Below are 23821 nucleotides of genomic sequence, written 5' to 3' on the forward strand. Positions count from 1 at the left end.
AAGCGTTGGAAACAGGCGTTTCCTGTAATGGGAACGGACCTCAGCTGCCAGGGCATGTTCTACATCGTCCGTTTTTATGGCCCCGACAACGATTGGAACTTTACGAAAAAAACACCGACCGCAGAAAAAAAGTCGTTTTCCGCATAGGGAGTTTTCCACTTTCCGCTGTCTTAATGGTAAAAGGAACTTCATAAAACAACGGACTGACATGAAAAAAGCTATCTTCATCACCACCGGCCTCGTACTGGCCCTGCTGCTCCTGACAGGCCTGACGGCCTGCGACGGCCGCAACGACAAGTACCCCAAAGAGTATCTGGGATTTGAAAAGACCCAGGAAAGTTTCACCTTCGACCGCCGGCAAACCAGCCAGGAAATCGCCCTGAAAATAGTTGTCGCCGACAAGGCCGACACCGAACGCAAGGCGGGCATCAGCATCCGAAGCCAGCCGGGACGGACGCCCGTCTATACCTTGCTGGACAAGGAGGTGACCATCGCCCCCAAGAAGAAGTCGGCCCTCGTGCGCGTACGCATCTATCCTGCCAAGATAGACCAGCCGCAAGAAATCAAACTGACCTGCACACCCAAGGACAAGGAAGTGAATTCCACCACCATCACGCTGAAGCTGGCGGTAAAATAAGGAAACGCTTATGACAGAGAAAGACCCTTTTGAAATCCTGCTCGACCGCCTGGTAGCCTCGACACGCTCGCCCCGCGGCCGGTTCAGTGCAGCCCGTTCCTGGCCCCTGCTCCAGGCGCGGCTGAAAAGAACCACCCTGCGGCGCACCCTCTGGATGCGGGTGGCCGGAGCGGCGGCCGTCGTGCTGCTCTGCATAGCCGGATGGCAGGCCTACGAATGGCTCCGCCCCGTGGAGATGACGACGGTGACGGCACAGGCGAAGACGCGAACCGTCATCCTGCCCGACCGCACGGAAGTCATCCTGAACCGCTACTCCACGCTGACCTATCCGAAAGACTTCCGGCGGGAGGCGCGGCGCAAAGTCTCCCTGCAGGGAGGTGCCTACTTCGAAGTGGCCAAGGACCCGTCGCATCCGTTCGTGGTAGAAACGGGCGAGGTACAGGTGGAGGTACTGGGTACGCACTTCAACGTCGAAGCCTATCCGCGCGACCGCGAGGTACGCACCACGCTGCTCGAAGGTTCCGTAGCCGTCAGCCTCCCCGGCCGGTCGCAACGGCTGGTACTAGCTCCCAACGAACGGGCCGTCTACCACAAGGCCAGCGGCAACCTGACGCAGGAATCCCTACCCGATGCCGCCGACGACATCAGCTGGAGCCACGGGCAACTGAACTTCCGGAGCCAACCCCTGCGCGAAATCGTCCGCCAGCTGGCCAACACCTATCAGACGGACATCCGCATCGCCGACCCGGCGCTGGCCGAATACCGCCTCACGGCCACCTTCGACATCGGAGAGGGCCTGACACATATCCTCGACCTGCTGCAGGCGGCGGCCGGATTTACTTACCAGAAAGCGAACAACCATACCATTATTCTACAAACTAAACTTAACCAGCCATGAACTGTTCTGAACCAAGCTGTTCCCACCGCCCCCTCAGGCTCCTGCTCCTGATGGGCGCGGTGCTGCTTGGAGTCTGTCTCCAAGCCCAAAACCCGCAGGCCCCCATCACCATGGACATCCGCAACGCCACCCTCCGCGCATTGGTGTCCAGGCTGGAGAACGCCACGGGCTATACCTTCGTCTATGGCGACGAAGTCAGACTTACCCGCCGCATCGACCTGAAAGTACAGAAGCTCACCATCGGCCAAGTGCTGGAGCAAGCCTTCAGTGACCAGCCGGTGGAGTTCGAAATCTCGGGCAAGCACATTGTGCTGCGCAAGCGCGAGATGCCCCGCAAGCGCGAACGCCGCCGCTTCACCGTGAGCGGTTACGTCACCGACGCCGCCTCGGCCGAAACACTGATAGGGGCCAACATCCTGGACAGCCGCTATGCCGTGGGTACGGCCTCGAATGCCTACGGCTTCTATACCCTGACCTTGCCCGAAGGTGAAGTGAGCCTCTCATCATCCTACCTGGGCTACGCCACACGAACCGACCGCTTCCGCCTGACGGCAGACACCACACTGAACATTGCTCTCGATACTCATAATGAGTTGCAGGAAGTAATCATCACGTCTGAGAAACGGGAGGCGGGCATCAATGCCACCCACATGGGTGCGCACGACATCCCCATGACACAGATACGCCACACGCCCTCCATCCTCGGTGAAGCCGACGTGCTGAAAACCATCCAGCTGATGCCGGGCGTACAGGCAGGCATGGAGGGCTTTGCGGGCATGTATGTCCGTGGCGGCACGCCCGACCAGAACCTGGTGATGCTGGACGGCATCCCCGTCTACAACGCCGACCACCTGCTGGGCATCTTCTCGGTATTCACACCCGAAGCGGTGAAGAACGTCACCCTCTTCAAGAGCAGCTTTCCCGCCCGCTACGGCGGCCGCCTGTCGTCTGTAGTCGACGTGCGCACCAACGACGGCGACATGAACCGTTATCACGGCGCGTTGAGCGTCGGGGTACTCACGACCAAATTCCACATCGAAGGCCCCATCCGGAGGGAACGCACGTCGTTCTCACTCAGCATGCGCGTCACGCCCAGCATCCTGTTGCCCAAAGGTATCAAAACCACCGACGAATGGGGTAACAGTCAAGACATCGACCGATACAACTATTATTTCTACGACATCAATGCCAAAGTGAACCACAAGTTCGGCGACCGCGACCGTCTGTTCCTGGGCTTCTACCGAGGCAAAGACCACTTCCGACATGACGACGAATTCAACAGTATCCCCACTACATCCGACATCACTTACCAGAAAGACATCAGCCAGATCCGCCTGAACTGGGGAAACCTCATCGGCTACGCCCGCTGGAACCATGTGTTCAACAGCCGCCTGTTCGGTAACCTCACTGCTTCGTACAACCAATATCGCATGAGCCTGAACGAAACGTCGGAAGACCGTACCGACTATCAAGAAAAGCTGTATGACTACCACCGATACCGCTCGGAGTTCCGTTCGGGTATCCGCGACTGGAGTCTGCGTGCCGACTTCGACTTCACCCCTTCCACCTGTCACCACATCCGCTTCGGCAGCGAGTTCATCCACCACCTGTTCACGCCGGGTGTATCGACCTCACACATCGGCAACGTAGACGATGGCTCTACCCGGCAGGACACGACCTATGCCAATAGCAACCTTCCGCAACGGGGCATGGAACTGTCGCTCTACGGCGAAGACAGCTGGGAGGCTACCGACCGGCTCAGCCTGAACCTCGGGGTACGAACCTCGTTGTTCCACACACAAGGCAAGAACTATCTGTCGGCACAACCCCGCATCTCCGCCCGTTACGACTGGGGAAAGGGCATCGCAACGAAGGCCTCCTACTCGTGCATGGCCCAGTACGTCCATCTGCTCACCGCCACTCCCTTCTCCATGCCCACCGACCTGTGGGTACCCATCACCCGGAACATACGCCCCATGTATGCCAACCAATACTCCGTCGGTACCTACTACACCGGCCTGCCCGGCTGGGAGTTCTCACTGGAAGGTTATTACAAACAGATGCGGCACATCCTGGAATATCAGGACGGAGTCTCCTTCTTCGGTACCTCCACTCATTGGGAAGAGAAGGTCGAGATGGGTCAGGGGCGCAGCTATGGTCTGGAACTGATGGTTCAGCGCACCGTAGGAAACACGACGGGCTGGCTCGCCTATACTCTGGCCAAGAGCGAACGACGCTTCCCGAACGGCAGCATCAACCACGGCCGGTGGTTTCCCCACAAATACGACCGGCGCCACAGCCTCAACCTCTGCGTCAACCATCGCTTCAGCGACCGTATCGACGTGGGCGCCTCGTGGATCTTCTACACGGGAGGCTGCCTCACCATTCCCGAACGACGGACGGTCATCGTCAAGCCCGACGGCAGTACCGAAGAGACCGACTATATATCGGGACGTAACAACTACCGTCTGCCCGTCACCCACCGTCTCAACATCGGCGTGAACTTCAACAAGAAGACCAAGCACGGCATGCGCACCTGGAACATCAGCCTCTACAATGCTTACAACGCCATGAATCCCAATGTGGTATACACCAAGAGAGTGGACGGACCATTGAAAAGCTCTGTAGACGAAAGCGGACATATTACCCAAATAAGCCGGGAACCGTCCAAGACCGTCATCAAGAAAATGACCATCCTGCCCTGCATTCCCTCTGTGACCTATACATACCGATTCTAAGAACTCTGTATCCTGCAACGAATATGAAACATATCCATTTACACCTTATTATATATATAGCAATTCTACTCGGGCTGCCGTCGTGCGAAAACGAGATTCCCTACACCCCCGAAATGAAGCAACCCTGCCTCGTCATGAACGCTTTACTCGAAGCGGGTGACGACAAGACGAATGAAGTATTCCTATACCTGAGTACGGGAGACAACTTGGGTAAACTGAACAAGGACGCTACCCTGTCTCTCTTCATCAACGGGCGTCTTTCCGAAACGCTCCAGGAAGCCGATCCGGGCAAACTGGTTCCTCCCTCCGGCTCGTATGCAGAAAACTTCAGCTACAAGAAATATTACTTCACTACTCCCCTCCGCCCGGGCGACCTCGTCCGTCTGGAAGCGACGGCCCAAGGAGGTACCCTTCGGGCTACGGCAGAAGTACAGGTTCCCCAGCCTCCCCAGGATTTCCGTGTGGATACCTGTACCGTCCCGCTCAATATGGGCAGCGGCATCGTCACTCCCCACCGCCGTTACCTTGTGACGGTGAATGACATAGCCAACGAAAACAACCACTACCGCCTGGACATACGTAACCAGTTCCTGGTGCGCTACCACATCTACGAATACCTCAGGGACGAGCAAGGGAACTTCATCGAAGACGAAAACCATAACCTGATATACACCGAACGCGACAGCCTGGCCACCCAAGTGTACAGCGACCTCGTCAACCGCGAAGACGTCATCCTGACCGACGGCAACGTGAGCCATTCACAGGAAGATGAGGACAACCTGATGTTTCCCCGCATCGAGAACAAGTACAACATCTTCACCGACAACCGTTTCTGCAACAGTTCGGCCACGCTCAAGGTATACACCCGCCTCTACGATGACTTTACAGCCACTACTCTCCACGGCATTACCTACGGCAAGACATATTGTACCCACTCCATCCACATCCGCCTGCTCCACTTGACGGCCGACTATTACCGTTACCTGAAGGCCTTGAACTGTCTGGATGATGACGACTACGACACCGTTCTGATGGAACCCGTTTCCCTGCCCTGCAACGTCAGCGGCGGCATTGGCTTCGTGGGCATCGCCACGCCACGCGAGGTAGTCATTACCTTCCCCGAACGGCCGTGCGGAAATACAAACAGCCCCTTCCCCTGAAGCGTATATGACAAATCCTTGTAACACTCCTCCCCCATTACAAACTGTTTCTTGAAAGAAAGACCGCATATTTAGCCGCAACACATTGTTAAATAACATAAAATTCGTATATTTGCCCTGTTGACTAAAACAGTACGTAATGTCCAAACAGGTATTCTTCTTGTTTCTCTTTGTGTTACTTGGCAACATCCGCTTGTCGCACGCAGAGTATTTCAACCATATCGGGTTGTCCGAAGGGCTCTCCAGTCCTTCGGTTATGGCTATCTATCAAGACTGCCTGGGCCGGATGTGGTTTGGAACGAAAGAAGGTCTCAATGTATACGACGGCAATCGGATTACCGTCTATCAAGGATGGCTTCAGACAGCACAGGATACTGTTCCCTCCATCTGGCTGGGCAACGACGTGGCTGCGATCGTAAGCAACAAACAAGATGACATCTACATGCTCATCGATGACAGGATAATCAAATACGATATCCGGCACGGAACTTTCAATTATATCCCAGAAGGGAAACAAGTTTCGGCTCTTACCTCCTTCGAAGGAGATATATGGTATGCAAGGAAGGATTCCTTGTTCTGCCTGAAGAATGGAACAGAAAAGACAGTTTACGTTTGCAAACTTCAGAAAAATTCGGTCGTCAATCATCTCAACATCCAGAAAGATTATGCCTATGTCAGCACTAAAAATGGGGTATTCGTCATAAATAGGCAAACAGACCAACAACAGCATCTGCTGGAAGGTATCGACGTCTACAGCGTATTTGTCAGCTCCAGAAACGAAATCTGGATAGGTACACGCATGAACGGACTCTATAAAAAGGAAGTGAACGGCTCCATTTATATGGTTCCCTACCGTCCACAAAGTACAGAAGGCATCAGCAGCAAACAAATACGTGAATTCGTAGAAGACAATGAAGGGAATATCTGGTTCGGAACATTTGATGGATTGCATAAATACACGTCCTCAACAGGAGAATATAAACTTATACAAATTCCCAAATATATGGGAGGAATTACCCATCCGTCCATATTCTCGCTATACAAAGACATACAAGGAACTATCTGGATCGGAAGTTATTTTGGTGGAGTCAATTATTTCAGCCCGCAACGAACAGACTTCACCCACTATAACTATCAGGAAAACGCTCTTACAGACTTAAGCTATTCATATATAGGCGATTTGATTTCCGACCGGAACCACCACCTTTGGTTCGGTACCGACGGAGGAGGAATCTGTTGTGTAGACAAGGATTGGAACATCGTGAAACAATTTACTGCCGGCAAAGGCAATGCGCTGCCTCATAACAATATTAAGAGCATCTGTTACGATGAAGAACGCAATTGCCTGTATATAGGTACTTATCTGGGGGGATTGTCACAATACAATCTGAATACCGGAAGTTTTCATAACTACCCTCAATCATCCTCCAATGAACTCCCCAGCAACGTAGTATACCATGTAAAAATGTATGGGAACCAGCTCTATCTCACTGCCAGAAACGGTGTTTTCCGACTGGATATCCAAACCCAGAAAATTCACAAATTACCTATCCGAAACGCTTATTACGAACATTTCGACATAGACAATGAGGGTAATATGTATTTGCTGGCCTGGGATATGCTCGTTCTGTCACATGTAAGCCATACCGACTCTGTCAACTACATTCCGCTGACCGTCAAAGGGCACCAGACAACAGCCAACAAGGTATTGGCCACTCCCCAAGGTGCATATATCACAACACTGGGAAGCGGGTTGCTATTTTATGACAAGCAAAAACAATCAGTGACAAGATATACCGTCCGTAACAGTCAGTTGCCCAATGATTTCTGCTATAGTCTCAGCTATACGCCAAGCGGTAAAATACTGATAACCCACTCTAAAGGGGTAAGCTGTTTCAATCCGGATACCCAGTCGTTTACAACTTTGGACATCATGAACCAATTTCCCTCCGCACACATCATTAACGGATGCGGTATACATGTTTCCGCAACAGGCGAAATATATGTGGGCGATACGGAAGGAGTAACTTCATTCCACGAAAACGAATTCCTGCAATCCCCCAAGGACACACTGTACACGCATTTCTATTTTTCAGAATTGTGGATCAACAACCGCCTTGTCAGCCCTAACGACGAATCCCATGTACTGACCGAAGTCCTTCCTTATACTCAGAAATTACATTTGAACCATCACCAGAACAACTTTACCATCCGTTTCACCTTCTCCGACTACAAGGAACAGGTTTCGGAAAAGTGGTTCATGTACAAATTGGAAGGATTCGACAAGCAATGGATCCAAGGTAAACAGACGGAACTGAACTATACGAATCTTAACCCGGGCAAGTATACCCTCCGCATTGTAGCTATCAATGAATACAATGGACAAAGAATCTCTGACGAGCTTCAAATGGCCATATTGATATCCACTCCGTGGTACGCCACATGGTGGGCCTGGCTCTCCTACATCCTGTGTTTTGCAGGTTGTGTTTCCTATTTCATTTCCAACCGTATAAGGCAGCGCACATTGGCCCTCTCATTGGAAAAAGAACGTTTCGAGAAACAGCAGGCCGAACAGCTCGGTAAAGAAAAGATGGAATTCTTTACCAATGTCAGCCACGAATTCCGTACTCCACTCACCCTTATCATCAGCCACATTGACATGTTGCTAAGAAATTCGTTAAGCCCTACCCTTTATAATTCCATCCTGAAGATAAGAAAGAACGCACAGTATATGAACAATCTGGTTTCCGAACTGCTTGAATTCAGGAAACTTGAACAGAATCGGGAGACAATCTGCCTGAAACACCAGGATATCAGAAGTTTTCTGAAAGAAATATATCTGTCGTTCGCAGATTATGCCAAACAACGGGAAATAATCTATCAATTCCGTCTACCCGACACGCCCATTCCTTGCTGGTTTGATCCTCGCCTCATGGAAAAAGTCTTTTTCAATCTTTTGTCCAACGCCTTCAAATACACGGCCGACAAGGGAGAGATTACCCTGTCTGGTGACATAACAGACAACGAAATATACATCCAAATATCCGATACCGGCATCGGAATATCTGAACAGGAAACCGGACTGATTTTCAACCGTTTCTATCAAGGAGGTAATCCGAAAGACAAGAAAGATGTATTCAAAGGAACCGGAATAGGGTTGACACTGACCAAAAACATCATTGAAAAGCATCATGGCAATATAACCGTAGAAAGTACTCTGGGAAAGGGAAGTACCTTCACGGTCAGGCTTCCTTTGCAGGAAAGCGTATTTCAACAAGACACCAATGTACAATTTGTGTCCGAGAGCGAAGAGCCCACCATCATCTCTGACTCGATACCTTCTTCTAAAGACGAAGAAAAACTTTCAGAAATCGCCCCAAGGAATAACGACAACTCTCCATATAACCTGTTGCTTGTAGAGGACAATGAAGAACTGCTACAAGTTCTGAAAGAACTGTTTGCCCCGTTCTATAATGTTATTTGTGCCCGGAATGGTAAAGAAGGGTTGAATTTGGTTCATGAACAAAAACCTGATCTTGTCATCAGCGACATCATGATGCCGGAAATGACGGGTACGGAAATGTGCCTGCAAATCAAGAATAATATAGATCTTTGTCATATTCCCATTATTCTACTGACCGCCCTCAATTCGCCGGAACATAACCTGGAAGGACTGAACAGAGGAGCAGACGACTATATAGCCAAACCTTTCCACGCCCAACTGTTATTGGCACGTGCCAACAATCTTATCCGCAATCGTCTGCTCGTGCAACACCAATTCAACAAAAAGCCTATATCTGAAATAGATTTGAGCAGTATCAATCCGCTGGACCAGGACTTATTGAAGCGTACAACACAAATTATAGAAAAACACATTGATGATGTAGACTTTGACATCCCCGTACTGTGTAAAGAAGTAGGTGTGGGCCGCTCGCTGCTATATGCCAAGTTTAAAGCATTAACAGGAATGACTCCGAACAACTTCATTTTGAACTATCGTCTGCAACATGCCGCTATGCTGCTACAAAAGTATCCTGATCTGCCTATTTCAGAAATTAGTGACCGGTGTGGTTTCAGTACTTCCGTCTATTTCAGCCGCTGTTTCAAAAACCAGTATGAATGTACACCAAGGGAATACCAGAAGAAAAAACAATAATTCTGTTATTATCCTAATTGAAGCAAGCTTTCTTCCTTCTTTTTACATTTCTGTTACAAAGTGCCCGAGAGTATTATTTCCCCCCCACATATAGGTATTGTCCAGACGTATATAGACAATTTTATAGGTTTATTCGGACGATTTTCATAGTCCATTCCAATACTGGTTTGATAACTTTGCCTTGTTTTTAATAAAAAAGTAAAAACAGAGAAGGATTTATTCACTCATCTATTAAAAAATCTTTTATGGAACAAAAACACAGAATTCGGGTAAGTTCACCCAAACTTTTAATGCTTCTATGCATGTTCTTGTGTTCCTTCACAACGGTCTTTGCACAGAAAACCGTCAAAGGAACAGTATTTGATGAAACAGGGCAACCCGTCATCGGTGCAAACGTATTGGAAAAGGGAACCACAAACGGACGCATCACCGACATCGACGGTAATTTTACCCTTACCGTACAAGACAATGCTATATTGGTAGTCAGTTTCATCGGTTATACAGACCAGGAAATCTCTACCAAAGGCAAAACGGAATTCAAGATTACACTGAAGGAAGACACCGAAATGCTGGACGAAGTTGTTGTCGTGGGTTATGGTATCCAGAAGAAGATGAATCTGACAGGTTCGGTCTCTACAGTATCTTCTGAAAAACTGGAAAGCCGTGCAACAACCAGCCTCTCCAGTTCTCTTTCCGGTCTGGCTGCCGGTGTACAAGTAAGTCAGAGTTCAGGTAAGCCGGGCAGTGATGGTGCCAACATTCAAATGCGTGGTCTAGGTAGCTTCAACAGTACTTCCCCTATGGTAATTGTTGACGGTTCGGAAGCAAGTATCGCTTCTGTCAATAGTGATGACGTAGAATCTATCTCTTTCCTGAAAGACGCAGCGAGTGCCGCAATCTATGGTTCAAGAGGTGCCAACGGCGTAATTCTCATCACTACCAAAAAAGGAAAGAAAGGTCAGGCTCCCAAAGTAACTTATACCGGTATCGTCACCAATTCGAAGATGAGCGGAAAAGCTTTCCGCTTCGAAGACAACTATGCTGAATACATGGAAATGGCCAACCGGTGGAGTACTAACCGTGACTATCAGGCTGGTACCAAATATACACAGGCCGCTATCGACGAATGGCGTGAAGGCCTGAAGAATGCCGCTTCCAACCCTTATGGAACTGACAATCCTTATGGTGTACCCAACTTCCTGGCATATCCCAGTACACAATGGGTAGACGTACTGTTCCGCCCCTACACGATGCACAAACACAATGTATCCATCACCGGCGGTAGTGACAAAACCACCTATTTACTTTCATTCGGTTATATGGACAATCCTGGTATGCTGGAAAATACCGGTATGAAGAGATATGAAGGACGTATCAATGTAGAAACAGAAATCAGTAAGTTCTTATCTATCGGAACACAGACGTATGCTACATTTGAACAAAGCGAACCGGGTAATACCAGCTTCAGCTACATGTTCCAGAATACACCGGCCATGACACCTGAGTACGACGGAAGATATGGTGTAGCTGTAGACGGTTCGTCTAACAATAACTTGTTGGCTACCGTAGTAAGTACCGGTGGAGCCTATAATGACACTCGCTTGAACACTACTTGGTATGCCCGTCTGAAACCTTTCAAAGGTTTGACAATCGAAGGCCGTTTCAACTACCAGACTCTGTTCAGTGAATCCGAGACTTACAGCAAGTGCATTGACAAGGAAAACTTCCGTACAGGTGATTTCTATCCTGGTACCAGCAGTGACCAAGCTACCACTTCACGCGGAACTACCCGCTACCAGAATCGTACACAGGCAGGTACCATCAACTATGCCAATACGATTGGTGACCATGATTTCAGCATCATGTTGGGTACAGAACAATACTATTGGATGGTGAAAGGCTTTAGTGCTACCCGTACAGGTCTGCTGGACATGTCATTGCCCGACTTTACTGCCGCTACCGACAAAATGATTCCGACTGTAGGAGGTACGGCCATGCAGGAATATGGTGTTGTCTCCTATTTTGGTCGTTTGAACTATTCTTATAAAGGTCGCTACTTGTTGGAAGCCAATTTCCGTCGTGACGGTTCTTCACGTTTCGGACCGGATCACCGTTGGGGAACTTTCCCTTCTGTATCTGCCGCCTGGCGCGTTCTGGAAGAGTCGTTCATGGAGCCGGCCAAAGACATTTTCTCTAATCTGAAACTGCGCGCATCATGGGGAAAGCTGGGTAACACCACTTCCGGATATTATGACTGGCAGGCTACTTACAGTTCCATCAATTACTCCTTTGGTGGTGAAACGGTCAAAGGCCTGCGTCTGAGTAAGATTGCCAACCCCTATCTGCATTGGGAGGCCGGTGAATCGACTGACATTGGTCTGGAAATGGGATTCCTGAATAATCGCCTGTCTCTGGAAGCTGACTGGTATCAACGTACTACAAAAGGTATCCTGGCTACACCGTCCATCTATATGACCATGGGTAGTGTCAGCGCTCCCGTGACCAATACATCAAATATGCGTAACCGTGGTATCGAACTGAACCTGCGTTGGTCAGACAATATCAAAGACTTTGAATACAGCATCGGCGTTAATTTTGCCTGGAACAAGAATACTGTTTCAAAGTATAAAGGCAAACTGGAACAAGGATGGATTGTGGATGAAAATGGTGACCGCGTATACGTAACAAACCGTGGTGATGTAGCCGACTATGGAAACACGATCGTAGTAGAAGATCACATGTACAACGAACACTATCTTTTCGAACGCCATCAAGGTAATGGAAACATTTATTTGGCCGACGGTGTAACTCCCGACCCCAACGGAGGTCCGCGTGACGGTATGATACGTACGAAACAAGACCTTGACTGGGTACGTGCTATGCTGGATTACCGCGATGCGAACGGAAACCCTGTATATGACTTCAACAACCAGAGTATCGGACAAGGTAAAGGCTTGTGGTACGGTGAAATGATTTACGCAGATGTCAACGGTGACGGTATGTATGGTACAAACGACAATGACCGTGTATTCACAGGTAAATCCACTACACCGAAATACACTTATGGTATCAATATCTCAGCTGCCTGGAAAGGCTTCGATCTGAACATGACATGGGCTGGAAATGCCGGTATGTACCGCTACATCTACGAACGTGGTTTCAACCAGATGAGTGATGCCGGCTGGCAGGAAGGTACTATCGTGGCAAGAGATGCACGTAACATCTTCTACTATTGTGATCCTGTCCTCTCTGCTACCGATCCGAACTATGACCCGGCTACCGATCCGAACGCCAACATCAACGCACCCTACATGCGTATTGGTAACACCAACAGTGCGCACCGTGCAAATACCAGCGAACTGTACAATGCTTCATACATCAAACTGAAGACACTACAGGTTGGTTACACATTGCCACAATCATTGATGAAAAAAGCGTATATCAACAAGATGCGTATCTTCGCTTCATTTGAGAACTTGCTGACCATCACGAAGTTCCCCGGTGTAGACCCAGAAATGAGCGGTTCAGGATTTACTTCCTACCCCATTCCTCGCATGATTTCCGGCGGTATTAACATCACTTTCTAAATCTATTGACAAACAACTGAAACATCGAATATGAAAAAAATAATTCTACCTCTTATAGGATTGACTTTTTGCGGATTGCAAAGTTGTGTTGACCTGGATATGGCTCCCCACAACCAGATTGCTTCCGGTAATATGTGGACCAATTCCGCATTGACTAACGCAGGTGTAGCTGCTATCTACCAAGGATTGCGCGGTTGGGGCGTATACAATACAGATTATGCGAATGCAACCCCTGCCTTCGAAGCATTGGGCATGACCACCGACGCTTATCGTACCCCTCCTTATACAAAAGGTACAGCAGGATCAAGCGACGGACTCTTCTCACATGCATGGAAGAATTTCTACGAAGGTGTTCATCGTGCCAATTCCGCCATTGAGGCCCTGTCTCAACCGGGAGGCGGTGGTATAGATGAGGAAACCCGTTTGCGTCTGTTGTGCGAAAGCAAATTTCTCCGTGCTTTCTACTATACAAGACTGAATGAACTGTTCGGCCGCTATGGTTTGGGAGTACCTCTCTACCTGAAGCCACTGGAATCTGTGGACGAATGTACAAAAGGACAGTCTCCTGAAGCAGAAGTTTGGGCTCAAGTCATCCAGGATTTAACGGATTGTATCGATGAGCCCAATTTTCCCGACCATTATGCTGAAACAGGACGTGCCTGTAAGGGTGCTGCCTACACATTGCGTGGACGTGTTTACCTGATGCTGGGTGCCAAGTATAATTATGACAATGCAGTAGGAACTGTAACAAGCACTACGATCGACGAAGAACTGCTCCGTAAGGCTATCGCTGATTTTGAGAAAGTAGGACAATGCGGTTTCGGTCTGTTCCAAGGTGGTTACAAGGAACTCTTCACGGAAGAGAATGAAGGATGCGAAGAAATGATTTTCGCCGTATCCAACACGGATAAGCTGGAAGGATATGGCAACTCTACACAACGTTACTGCGGAACTCGTTCCATGGTGGGACGCGATGGAGTGGAAGGTTGGTCCTACTTCTCGCCCTCCAATGCTCTGGTAGACTTATATGAATATAAGAATGAGCAAAGAGATTTCGATTGGAACGACATCATCCCCGGTTACTTCGACCTCTCTCCGAACGACCGTTTGATTTACTTCCTCCGCGATTCTTTGGATAACGGAGCAATACTGGGTGGTCCCGAATTGAGAAAAGTACTGCGACAAAAGATAAACTATGTATCAGAACAGAACCGCAACCTGTACCTGCCTGACGGCAACGAAGCCCGTTTGAAGAAAGCTTGGGAAAACCGTGACCCACGTCTGCGCTACAACGTGATTCTTCCCTATGATGAACCCTACTATGGAGGTGATTCTCAACGCCTGAATGCAGGTGACCTTAATCCGATTCCCTATGTGTTCCGCTGGCCGGTAAAACAATCACGCCACTATGTTGATTTGCAGGAAGACCCCAGTTGGGGAGTAAGTGCTCCGTATGACCTCATGCAAGATGGTAACAGTGAAGCTGAATTCGCTTACCGTTATCGTAAGTTCGTGATGGAAGGCTACGAATGTGAATATGCACAAGACAGCCCTATTGATGAACCGATATACCGCTATGCTTACGTACTGCTGATGTGGGCGGAAGCATTGGCCCAACTGGACGATTTGGATGGTGCTGCCGACAAGGTGAACCAAGTTCGCCAGCGTCCGTCGGTAGAGATGTGGCCGTACACCTTCAGTGATAAGGAAGATGCCCTGAACAAGATCCGTAACGAATCCCGTCGCGAGCTTTGTATGGAAGGTGTCAACTTCTTCGAAGAATTCCGTTGGGGTACACTCCGCCAGACTGAATTTGAACCGTTCATGAACTATCAGGCCGGTTCAAAGACTTGCCCGGGCTTCCAAAGTAGCGGTAATGGTGGAGCAAGCTGGTCAAAGACAAATGACTACAGCATTTTCCCTGTGCCGAGCACAGAAATAGAAAAGAACCCGAACTTACAGAAGACACCGGGTTGGCTTTACTAAAAATATCGATATAGATATTTAAAACATAAAAGGGTCGTATCAAACTCTATCTTAAGTTTGGTACGACCCTTTTTCTATACTCCACCTGAATCTTGGATAATAAATGTACCATTTTAAGACAATATTAACCATCAAATTGACAAAAATCCAGCATATTTGCATTATTCTTTATATTCACAAACAAATAAATTGGTATCATGAAAAAATTATGTACTTTATTCTGTCTGCTGTTATGGACGAATATCATGTTCGGCTATACGGAAAGAGACTTTTTGCAAAAGCAAGCGGATATTGACAAGCTGAAGGAAGTGCTGATTCCTGACCAGGGATGGGTCCCCTATCCGGCTTATCAAGACCGGCAGGGGTGGGATGCCTTTCTGGGAAATTATAAAGACGAATACATCCGCCGGGGAGAAAAACTGCTGGATTATTCTTGGAAAGTGGTCAAAGCCACCGACTATCTGGAATTTGAACGGAGTGGCAACCGAAGCATCATGGAATCACCGTTCGATGCCAACAACCGTGCCATTACCGAACTGCTACTGGCTGAACTGGCCGAAGGAAAAGGGCGTTTTGTTGACCAACTGATCAACGGAGTATTCCACGCCTGCGAAATGACTTCATGGGCCTTGTCGGCACACCTCATTGTACAACCTTCACATCGTTCACTTCCATCCTACGACTATCCGGTCATCGACCTGGTTTCGGGAGACCTGGGCGGAGTCCTCTCCTGGACCTACTATTTCATGCACCAGACCTTTGACAAGGTGAATCCGGAAATTTCCCGCCGGCTGCGCCACGAAATAGAGACCCGTATCCTGACTCCTTACCTTACCAATGATTCATTCTGGTGGATGGGGCGTAACTATAACGGACGCATGTTGAACAATTGGAACCCGTGGTGCAACAGCAATGTATTGATGTGCTTCCTGCTGATGGAAAACAACCGTGACCGACTGGCCCAAGGCGTCTTTCTGACCATGGAATCGGTAGACAAATACCTCAATTATATCAAAGCTGACGGTGCTTGTGAGGAAGGTCCTTCTTACTGGGGACACGCTGCCGGAAAAACATTGGACTATCTGGAACTGTTGTCCTGCGCCACTGGAGGTAAAGTCAACATCTTCGACCAGCCCATCATCCGAAACATGGGGGAATACATTTCACGCTCATACGTCGGAAACGGTTGGGTGGTAAACTTTGCCGATGCCTCAGCCAAAGGCGGAGGAGATGCCGCCCTCATCTATCGGTTCGGAAAGGCAGTAGGAAGCGACGAACTGAAAGGATTTGCTGCGCTGATGCGCAAACCGGCCAAAGCTCCTTCCAACGGACGAGATCTCTTCCGTACGCTGACGGCCATCAGTATCGACCAGGAACTACAACAGACAGAACCCAAGCATGAAATTCTCCCATTCACCTGGTATCCCGAAACCGAGTTCTGCTACCTGACAACCGACAAAGGGCTCTTCCTCGCCACCAAAGGAGGATATAACGACGAAAGCCACAACCACAATGACGTAGGTTCTTTCTCACTTTGGATTGACCAGACCCCTCTGCTGATTGACGCGGGTGTAGGCACGTATACCCGCCAGACCTTCAGCAATGAACGTTATTCCATCTGGACCATGCAAAGCAACTATCACAACCTTCCCATGATCAATGGAGTAGCCCAAAAGAACGGAAAAAAATACAAGGCCAGCGAAGTGAAAGCATCTCCCAACCGTTTCGAGGCGAATATTGCCACAGCTTATCCTCAGGAAGCCCAAGTCAAAAAATGGATTCGTTCCTATCGGTTAAAAGGAAAACAGGTAATGGTAAACGACGCGTTTGAACTGGAGAAAGCCATAGCCCCCAACATTATCAACTTCCTGACATGGGCAATCATTGACGATGTGAAACCCGGCAAGATCATTCTGCAAGTGAAAGACAAGAAAGCCGAACTGATCTATAATCCCCAAATGTTTGAACTGGAAACAGAAACCGTCGAACTGACAGACCGACGTCTGTCCAACGTATGGGGCAAACAAATCTACCGTCTGTCATTCAAGGCAAAACAATTGGCTAAAAAAGGTAATTATTCATTTACAATCAAGAGTTTATAATCAAATTTATCATGAAAAAAAATCTATTTTATCTATGCCTGATAGTAGGCTGCATGTTCATCGGGGCAGCACAAGCTGCTTCTCCCAAAGCAAAACACGTCGTATACATTGGCCTGGACGGATGGGGATCCTACAGCATGGCCAAAGCCGACATGCCCACCATCCGTTCTCTGATGGAAAAAGGATGCTATACGCTGAAGAAAAGAACCGTACTTCCATCATCGAGTGCCGTAAACTGGGCTTCCATGTTTATGGGAGCCGGCCCCGAACTGCACGGATATACAGAGTGGGGATCGCGTACTCCCGAACTGCCTTCACGTGTCATTGTCAAGAACAACATCTTTCCCACCATTTTCCAACTCTACCGTGACGCATATCCGGATGCTGAAATCGGTGTATTGAGCGAATGGGCAGGTATCCAGTATCTGGTAGACACCCTCTCGACCAACTATCACGCCGTAGCCCCCGATTACAACAAGTATCCGGAAGCTCTGTGCGAAATGTCTGAAAAATACATCAAGGAGAAGAAACCGTCGCTGGTTGCCATCTGTTTCGACAATCCGGACCACGTGGGACATCAGATAGGACACGACACGCCTGAATACTACAGCAAACTGAAGGAACTGGACGGCTACATCGGCCGTATCGTAAAAGCCGTAGAAGAAGCCGGAATGATGGACAATAGCATCTTCATCATTACTTCAGACCACGGAGGCATCAAAAAAGGACATGGAGGAAAAACCATGCAGGAGATGGAAACGCCCTTCATCATAGCTGGAAAGAATATCAAACAAGGCGGAGAATTCCAGGAAAGCATGGTACAATATGACGTCGCCGCAACCATTGCTTATATCTTCCGCCTGAAGCAACCACAGGTTTGGACAGGGCGTCCCATGAAGCAGATATTCAAATAACAAATATTCCATATCCAAAAGAAAAGAGAGCGTATCCGGAATCAGATACGCTCTCTTTCTCATTATATACCCAAAATCACGTCCAAGTTACTGGGGAACGGCTGGAGCAACCGTTTCAACTTGCGGTGTCTTCAGCTTGACATCTGCCCACTCTGTCCATGTAGGAGATACCATATATTGAGGTTCCTGCATTTTACCAATCAGAGCTGTAGCCTTCTTCACTTCAGCATTGGTTCGTTCGAAGAGCTGCTTCATGGTCAAATCGCCACCGGCTTCCTTGATTGCCTTGATGAGGAAATAGGTATAATAACCCTGTTTCTTGTCGTGGTACACACTGGATGTCTGGTCACCTGAGCTGGAAGAGAAGCTCATCGTATGGCCCTGAGGTACACCAACCTTCGGCACAACGCGCACACCTTTCTGTGCAATCAGCGGAGCAGCACTCTTGTAACCACCGCTGAAGCAGGCATCCAGAAAGACGTATGCACCCTTGATGGGATAAGTAGCCAGACGTTTGTACAAGTCGGCCAACGAAATACCCAGACGAATATTCTTACCCGTAATATCTACCGGCAACAGATAGGGTTCCTTGGTAGCCTCATCGTTGTTTCCATGACCGGAGTAATAGAATATCAGTTCGGCCTCGGGGTCGGTGCTGGCCATATTGACCAACCAGTCGAGCTGCTCGTGCATCATACCAGCCGTAGCGTTGGGAATCATCTTGATTTGTCCGTCGGGAACACCGAATGTGCGCACACAATACTCACGGAATACAACGGCATCGTTTACTGCATAGGGTACGTTGATTTCTGCATTGGCACCTGTCATGCTATAATCTTCGTTACCGATAATCAAAGCATAGCGATGACGGTTGACTGCACCGACAGGTACGTCTTCCATCAGTTCGCTCTTGTACGTCAGACTATAATCTTTGGCTTTCGCTTCACGTGTGGCCACCAGGCCTTTGATCTGGATGGTACTAGCCGCCGTCAGATATTCACCCACCTTCACCTTATAGGCTTCGGCCAGATAGGAAGAATGAGAATCTTCGCTCACGTTGACCATCACAGCGATGGAGTCGCCTTCGAAACGCTTGTTGACGAGGAAGCCATAATCCAAAGTCTTGACTTCGCCGGGAGCGATACTGTCAATCAACATTTCGGGTGTATCGGTCGTAAACACATTCTTGGGCAAGGAGAAGTTCAGCTTCACATTACGAGCCGTCTTGGCACCAAAGTTCTGAAGTGCCAAAGTCAATTTTCCGTTCTTACCCAATGTAATGGAGGAACCATTGGTAGCGAAGAACTGATGGTCGGCCACACGCAGACGAGGCATGGCATACTCTTGTGCACTGACTACCAACTCAGCCGGGTCGGCATCGAATCCATTGGCTTCGAAAGCATAGATATTGATTCGGGTCTGCGTCGTGGGCAATTCTTTTTTGGCAATGTAGCGGAAAGTATAGTCTTTCGAGGTTCCGGCAGGAATGTTTCCGCCACCCAATTCACGGGGACCGTCGAAATACTCGTCGAAACCTTGCTGCTCGGAGAGGCGGAGACGGATGTTATAGGCATCGCCCTTTCCTTTGTTCTCTATCGCAAACTGTACGGCAAAACTTTCGCCTGCATCAATCACCTTATTGTTGTTGGCATCAATAAAGCTGTCCACCCGAATGACGAGCATAGCCGGCTCGACCGGTACGGGAGTAGCGTCGGCCGTCTCGGGTTGTGCGGCCTGTGCCTGCTTGTTGGCCTCATTGTAGGCAGTCAGCTTGGCGGGGAAGGAGGTATAGGAATCGCCCTCCGCTATAATTTTGGAGAGCACTTCGTATTCGGCCTTCATGTCCATGTACTGATAAACTCCAGCCAATCCCTGCATGTACATCTTGGATGTAGGCTCCTTGGCCAAAATCTTCAGGAAAAGATCTTTGGCATCCATCAGATAGGTAGCGGCACGCTGGCGAATCAAGGCATATTCGGCATCATTGGTTACCGTCAGCCCGCTGTTCACAATCTCGGTAGCCACATTGAAGTTGGCACGCGCCAGCCCTGTCTGAATCTCATAACTGTCCGGATGGAGGGCATACAGACGCTTGTAGATATCGATGGCTTCCTTGTTCTTGCCCTGACGCTCCAAGATACGTGCCTTGATGGGCAGCACCTGATTGTTGTTCGGGTCAATTTCCAAAATACGGTCGATGGTAGCCATCAGCTTCGGAATCTCGTTCGTTGCGATATGGACATTCACCAGATTGTAGAGGAAATCGAGCGACACGGGATACTTGGCTATGGCCTGCTCCAGAATCTTCTCCTGCTCGGCATAGTTCTTCTGCTTCTGGAAGGCCATGTTCATGTAAACATAGCAGTCCTTGACCAGCGGATCGTCTACATTGGCATTGGTTACCGTCAGGTACTCGCGGAAATAGCGGATGGCCTGAGGATATTTCTCCAACTGGAAGGCGGCCGCGGCGGCATAATAGACGATGGAGGCATAACGGCTGTCGCGCTGGAGAAGTTCGCTACGGAAAATCTTCATCTGCGGCATGTCGATATACGGACCTGCAAAATCCAAAGCTTTGGAAGGCTGCTTCTGCTCCGAGAAGTAAACGGCTGCATTGACCAGATAGGGATAGATGGAGCGGAGACGGTTCTTGGCTCCAGTCAGGTACTGGGCATTGTCCTGCGCATCGACCACCTCCTTGAATGCCTGATAGCTTTCGAGCAGGTAGTTGTACATGGCGTTGGGATTGCTGCCCTTGTCACGTTCGCTTTCAAAAAGCACATACTGCTGGTTGGCGCGCTTGAAAGCCGCCCCGGCGTCCTGGGCATAAAGCCCAGAGACACCGCCCAGCACGACAAACAATAATAATACCAGATATTTTCTCATATATTTTTATTTGGTAGGAAATGCATCCATAATCAGGAATTCAACATTGATCTTGCGGAATTCACCTCCACGTTCCTTGGCAACTTCCACATGATATTCGTATTCGTTGTCCGTATTCTGGAGGGTATTCACGTTCTTGTCAATGTAGTTCTTCACACCGGCGGCACGCAACAGGGCCAATTGTTCGTTGGTTGTGATGCCCGAAGCCTTGGTCACGGTAATGTTATCGAGGTTTCCGTCCTTGTAATAGGGTTCGTCGGTATATTCGCCATACTGGCCGGCGTATGCGATGCGGCCGCGGATGGGACTTGCATCGGCCGAGCCGGTAATCACAATCTTCACCTTCTTGCCTTCGGCCAGATATTTGGCGAAGTCGCCTTCGAAGGCGCTCTTGATAATCTTCATCAGAGACATGGCCGCATTCGAACGTTCGATGTCATAACCGCCCGAGGGGAAGTCTTCCTTGGCAGAGAAGGCCTTGTTCACCACTTCGTACTGATAGCCTACCTTGTAATTCAGAATCTTGTTACCGTCGGCATCTACACCCGGCACAACTTCGGTGCGGACATCAATCTGCGTATTCTCGGTTATCAGCTTGTCCTGCTTCTTCTCCTCGATAACGGCTTCCTTGATTTCCTTCAACTGCACTTCTTCGCGGCTGGCCTGCTGCATGATTTCGAGCGGCACAAAGTTGTCGTCCACCTCCATGGCAGTGAGCTTCGTACGACCGATGTTGTCGTAGATATAGACTTTGTTGGTCGTCTCGTTGCGTACTTCCACATAAGCCAGCTCGAACTCGTCCTTGTCGTTGAGGACGTAGACGGCGTTGTCGAACTTCAGGTTCTTGCTGTCCTTGAAGTCGCCCACTTCATTTTCGGGCACTTCGAGCGCAATGGCCGGCATGGTGTTGAAGCCGATGTTCAACATACCCTTGGAAGCATCATAATCGCCTACAAAGGGGTTTTCAATGGCGATGCGGTCGCCGGCCAGCTCCGTAGCAATCTGCTGGGCGAAAAGCTCCTGCTGCTTCTTGCGGGTTTCGTCGTTCACGCGGATGGCATAGTCTTCCATCGATTCGCCCTGCATCATCTTCACCCACTCGTTCATCTTGGCGTCCACTTCGCGGTTCAGCAACTTGCCGAAGAAGGGGTTCAACCCGTTGGCATCCCAGAAGAGGAGTGCATTGGACATGTTGCTCAGCATGAAGACATCGCTCGTCTGCTTGTTCATGAAGAAGTGCGTACCCACCACGCCCGTGTTGTCCGTCATGGTCTGCTCCACATGTCCGTTCTTCAGGTTCATCACCACAATGGCGTTGTTGTCGCGTACGACGCTGATATATTTTCCTTCGGGATGGAAAGAGGGCGACGAAAGGACACCGCGCATGTCGTCGAAGATGTATTTTTTATCCCACGTCTTGGTATCAATTATTGTCAGACGATTGTCGTCCGAAACAACAGCCATCAGCGACGCATCGTCCGAGAAGGTCAGTTCCTTAACCACGGCAGGCATCGGAATTGTTGTGCGCTTTCTTTTTGTCTGGAAATTCCAAATGTCGATATTCTTGCCCGTAGCGGCCGCAATAAAATAATTATTGGAGCTCATGGCCAGGCAGGTGGCCACCTCTTCTCCCTGAATGTAGGCCTGGGGAAGATATTCGCGGGTATCATAGACAACGATTTCGCCAAAGGTATTGGAGACGATGAAGTTTCGCGCATCGGCACCATAGCACATGGCCACAGGCATGGGCTTCTCCTTTACGCCCTTGAACTTGCGTTCTTCCTTCAGCTCGAACAGCTTCTTGTTCTTGATGCGGAAAGAATAGACGCGTATGGGCTTGTTCTCACGCAGGACGGCCACGGAACTGCCTGTAGGGTTGAAGGAGATTTTCTTGATTTTGCTCAGCTCGGCCACAGGAATGTCACGCAAGGTGTACAGACGGCCGTCCGAGAGGAAGGCTGTACAGAATGTAGTGTTGTCGAATGCTTCAATTGTTTGCTTGGAAGGGAATTGCCTCTTCAGCTCTACCTGGGCTTCCAGATGCCCACAAAAAAAAATGCCAGCAAAAAGCAATGACACGCCTTTTACCGGATAATTCCAAAAATTAAATGTACTCATATCTATAATTTGTATATATATTTACGAATGTCGATGCAAAAATAGGCATTTTTCCGTTCACTAGCAAAGAGTTATCTATTTTTATCTGCAATATTCATTTTTCAGCACAACGTGTCCTAATTTTCCGTGACAAGAATGCTTTGCTATCAAAATGACATTTTGATTTTTCCAACGCCTGAGAATCGCATATTTCGGAGCAAAGGAAAGGTTGGTCAAAAAGAACGGAAGAGAAAACATCTTTCCCGCTGAAAGACAAAAGAATAGCGAAATCTTTACATTCAAACCAGCAGAAAAATGCGGCAGAGGGAGTGAGAAAAGAAGCCAAACAGGCAGAAAGAAAGGTAAAAAAGGAGAAAATCCGACCACAAGAAAGGAACTTCCATCGTAAAACATTGCTTTTTACGACGCATTTCATCCTTTTTTGAGGAAGAAAACATACTATCTGAAGACAAGAAACAAGCAATCTGATGACAAAACGCAGGCAATCTGCCCGCAGGAAATGCACTTTTCAGAAGTTACAAGCCTCGATTTTCGGCTTTCATCCGCCTGATTGAACATTTTCTCCAAAAAGACATGAAAGCAAAAGAGCAAAGAACCACACTCTTTTGTCACTCCTACAAGCCAAAGACTGACATTCTG

Annotated in this window: 12 protein-coding genes; 9 read left to right on the forward strand and 3 right to left on the reverse strand. The window is 48.9% G+C overall.

The features are described from left to right. Positions 1-208 precede the first annotated feature (208 nt). The 9 genes from RDO88_RS07375 (at position 209) to RDO88_RS07415 (ending at position 18178) form a co-directional block, all read left to right on the forward strand. On the forward strand, positions 209-637 hold the full coding sequence (locus RDO88_RS07375) for a hypothetical protein (protein ID WP_307758768.1): 429 nt from the start codon (positions 209-211) through the stop codon (positions 635-637). Between the two features lie 10 nt (positions 638-647). Further along, the gene (locus tag RDO88_RS07380) at positions 648-1535 is read left to right on the forward strand and encodes a FecR domain-containing protein (protein WP_307758769.1); all 888 of its coding nucleotides are present in this window, start codon (positions 648-650) and stop codon (positions 1533-1535) included. Then, a complete protein-coding gene (locus RDO88_RS07385) occupies positions 1532-4273 on the forward strand; it encodes a TonB-dependent receptor domain-containing protein (protein ID WP_307758770.1) in 2742 nt (913 codons plus the stop codon). The genes RDO88_RS07380 and RDO88_RS07385 overlap by 4 nt, the downstream gene beginning before the upstream one ends. Positions 4274-4296: 23 nt before the next feature. Beyond that, positions 4297-5433, forward strand: coding sequence for a DUF4249 family protein (locus RDO88_RS07390; RefSeq protein WP_307758771.1), 1137 nt, complete (start codon positions 4297-4299; stop codon positions 5431-5433). Between the two features lie 139 nt (positions 5434-5572). Continuing rightward, on the forward strand, positions 5573-9589 hold the full coding sequence (locus RDO88_RS07395; protein WP_307758772.1) for an ATP-binding protein: 4017 nt from the start codon (positions 5573-5575) through the stop codon (positions 9587-9589). 302 nt (positions 9590-9891) lie between these two features. Further along, positions 9892-13176: a SusC/RagA family TonB-linked outer membrane protein gene (locus tag RDO88_RS07400; protein ID WP_307758773.1), complete on the forward strand. Its 3285-nt coding sequence runs from the start codon at positions 9892-9894 to the stop codon at positions 13174-13176. A 30-nt stretch (positions 13177-13206) separates the two neighbouring features. Then, positions 13207-15162: a RagB/SusD family nutrient uptake outer membrane protein gene (locus RDO88_RS07405; protein WP_307758774.1), complete on the forward strand. Its 1956-nt coding sequence runs from the start codon at positions 13207-13209 to the stop codon at positions 15160-15162. 197 nt (positions 15163-15359) lie between these two features. Continuing rightward, complete coding sequence (locus tag RDO88_RS07410; protein ID WP_307758775.1) at positions 15360-17264, forward strand: heparinase II/III family protein; 1905 nt, start codon at positions 15360-15362, stop codon at positions 17262-17264. Positions 17265-17275: 11 nt separating this feature from the next. Further along, on the forward strand, positions 17276-18178 hold the full coding sequence (locus tag RDO88_RS07415) for an alkaline phosphatase (RefSeq protein ID WP_374043919.1): 903 nt from the start codon (positions 17276-17278) through the stop codon (positions 18176-18178). Positions 18179-18265: 87 nt separating this feature from the next. On the opposite strand, the gene RDO88_RS07420 is transcribed toward RDO88_RS07415, so the two are convergent. From RDO88_RS07420 to RDO88_RS07430, 3 genes are all read right to left on the reverse strand, one after another. Next, positions 18266-21064: a caspase family protein gene (locus tag RDO88_RS07420; RefSeq protein ID WP_307758776.1), complete on the reverse strand. Its 2799-nt coding sequence runs from the start codon at positions 21062-21064 to the stop codon at positions 18266-18268. A gap of 6 nt (positions 21065-21070) precedes the next feature. Continuing rightward, a complete protein-coding gene (locus tag RDO88_RS07425; RefSeq protein ID WP_307758777.1) occupies positions 21071-23182 on the reverse strand; it encodes a WD40 repeat domain-containing protein in 2112 nt (703 codons plus the stop codon). Between the two features lie 81 nt (positions 23183-23263). After that, positions 23264-23575: a hypothetical protein gene (locus tag RDO88_RS07430; protein WP_307758778.1), complete on the reverse strand. Its 312-nt coding sequence runs from the start codon at positions 23573-23575 to the stop codon at positions 23264-23266. Between the last annotated feature and the right edge of the window lie 246 nt (positions 23576-23821).

It is taken from the genome of uncultured Mediterranea sp. (assembly GCF_902493215.1).
Lineage (GTDB): Bacteria > Bacteroidota > Bacteroidia > Bacteroidales > Bacteroidaceae > Bacteroides.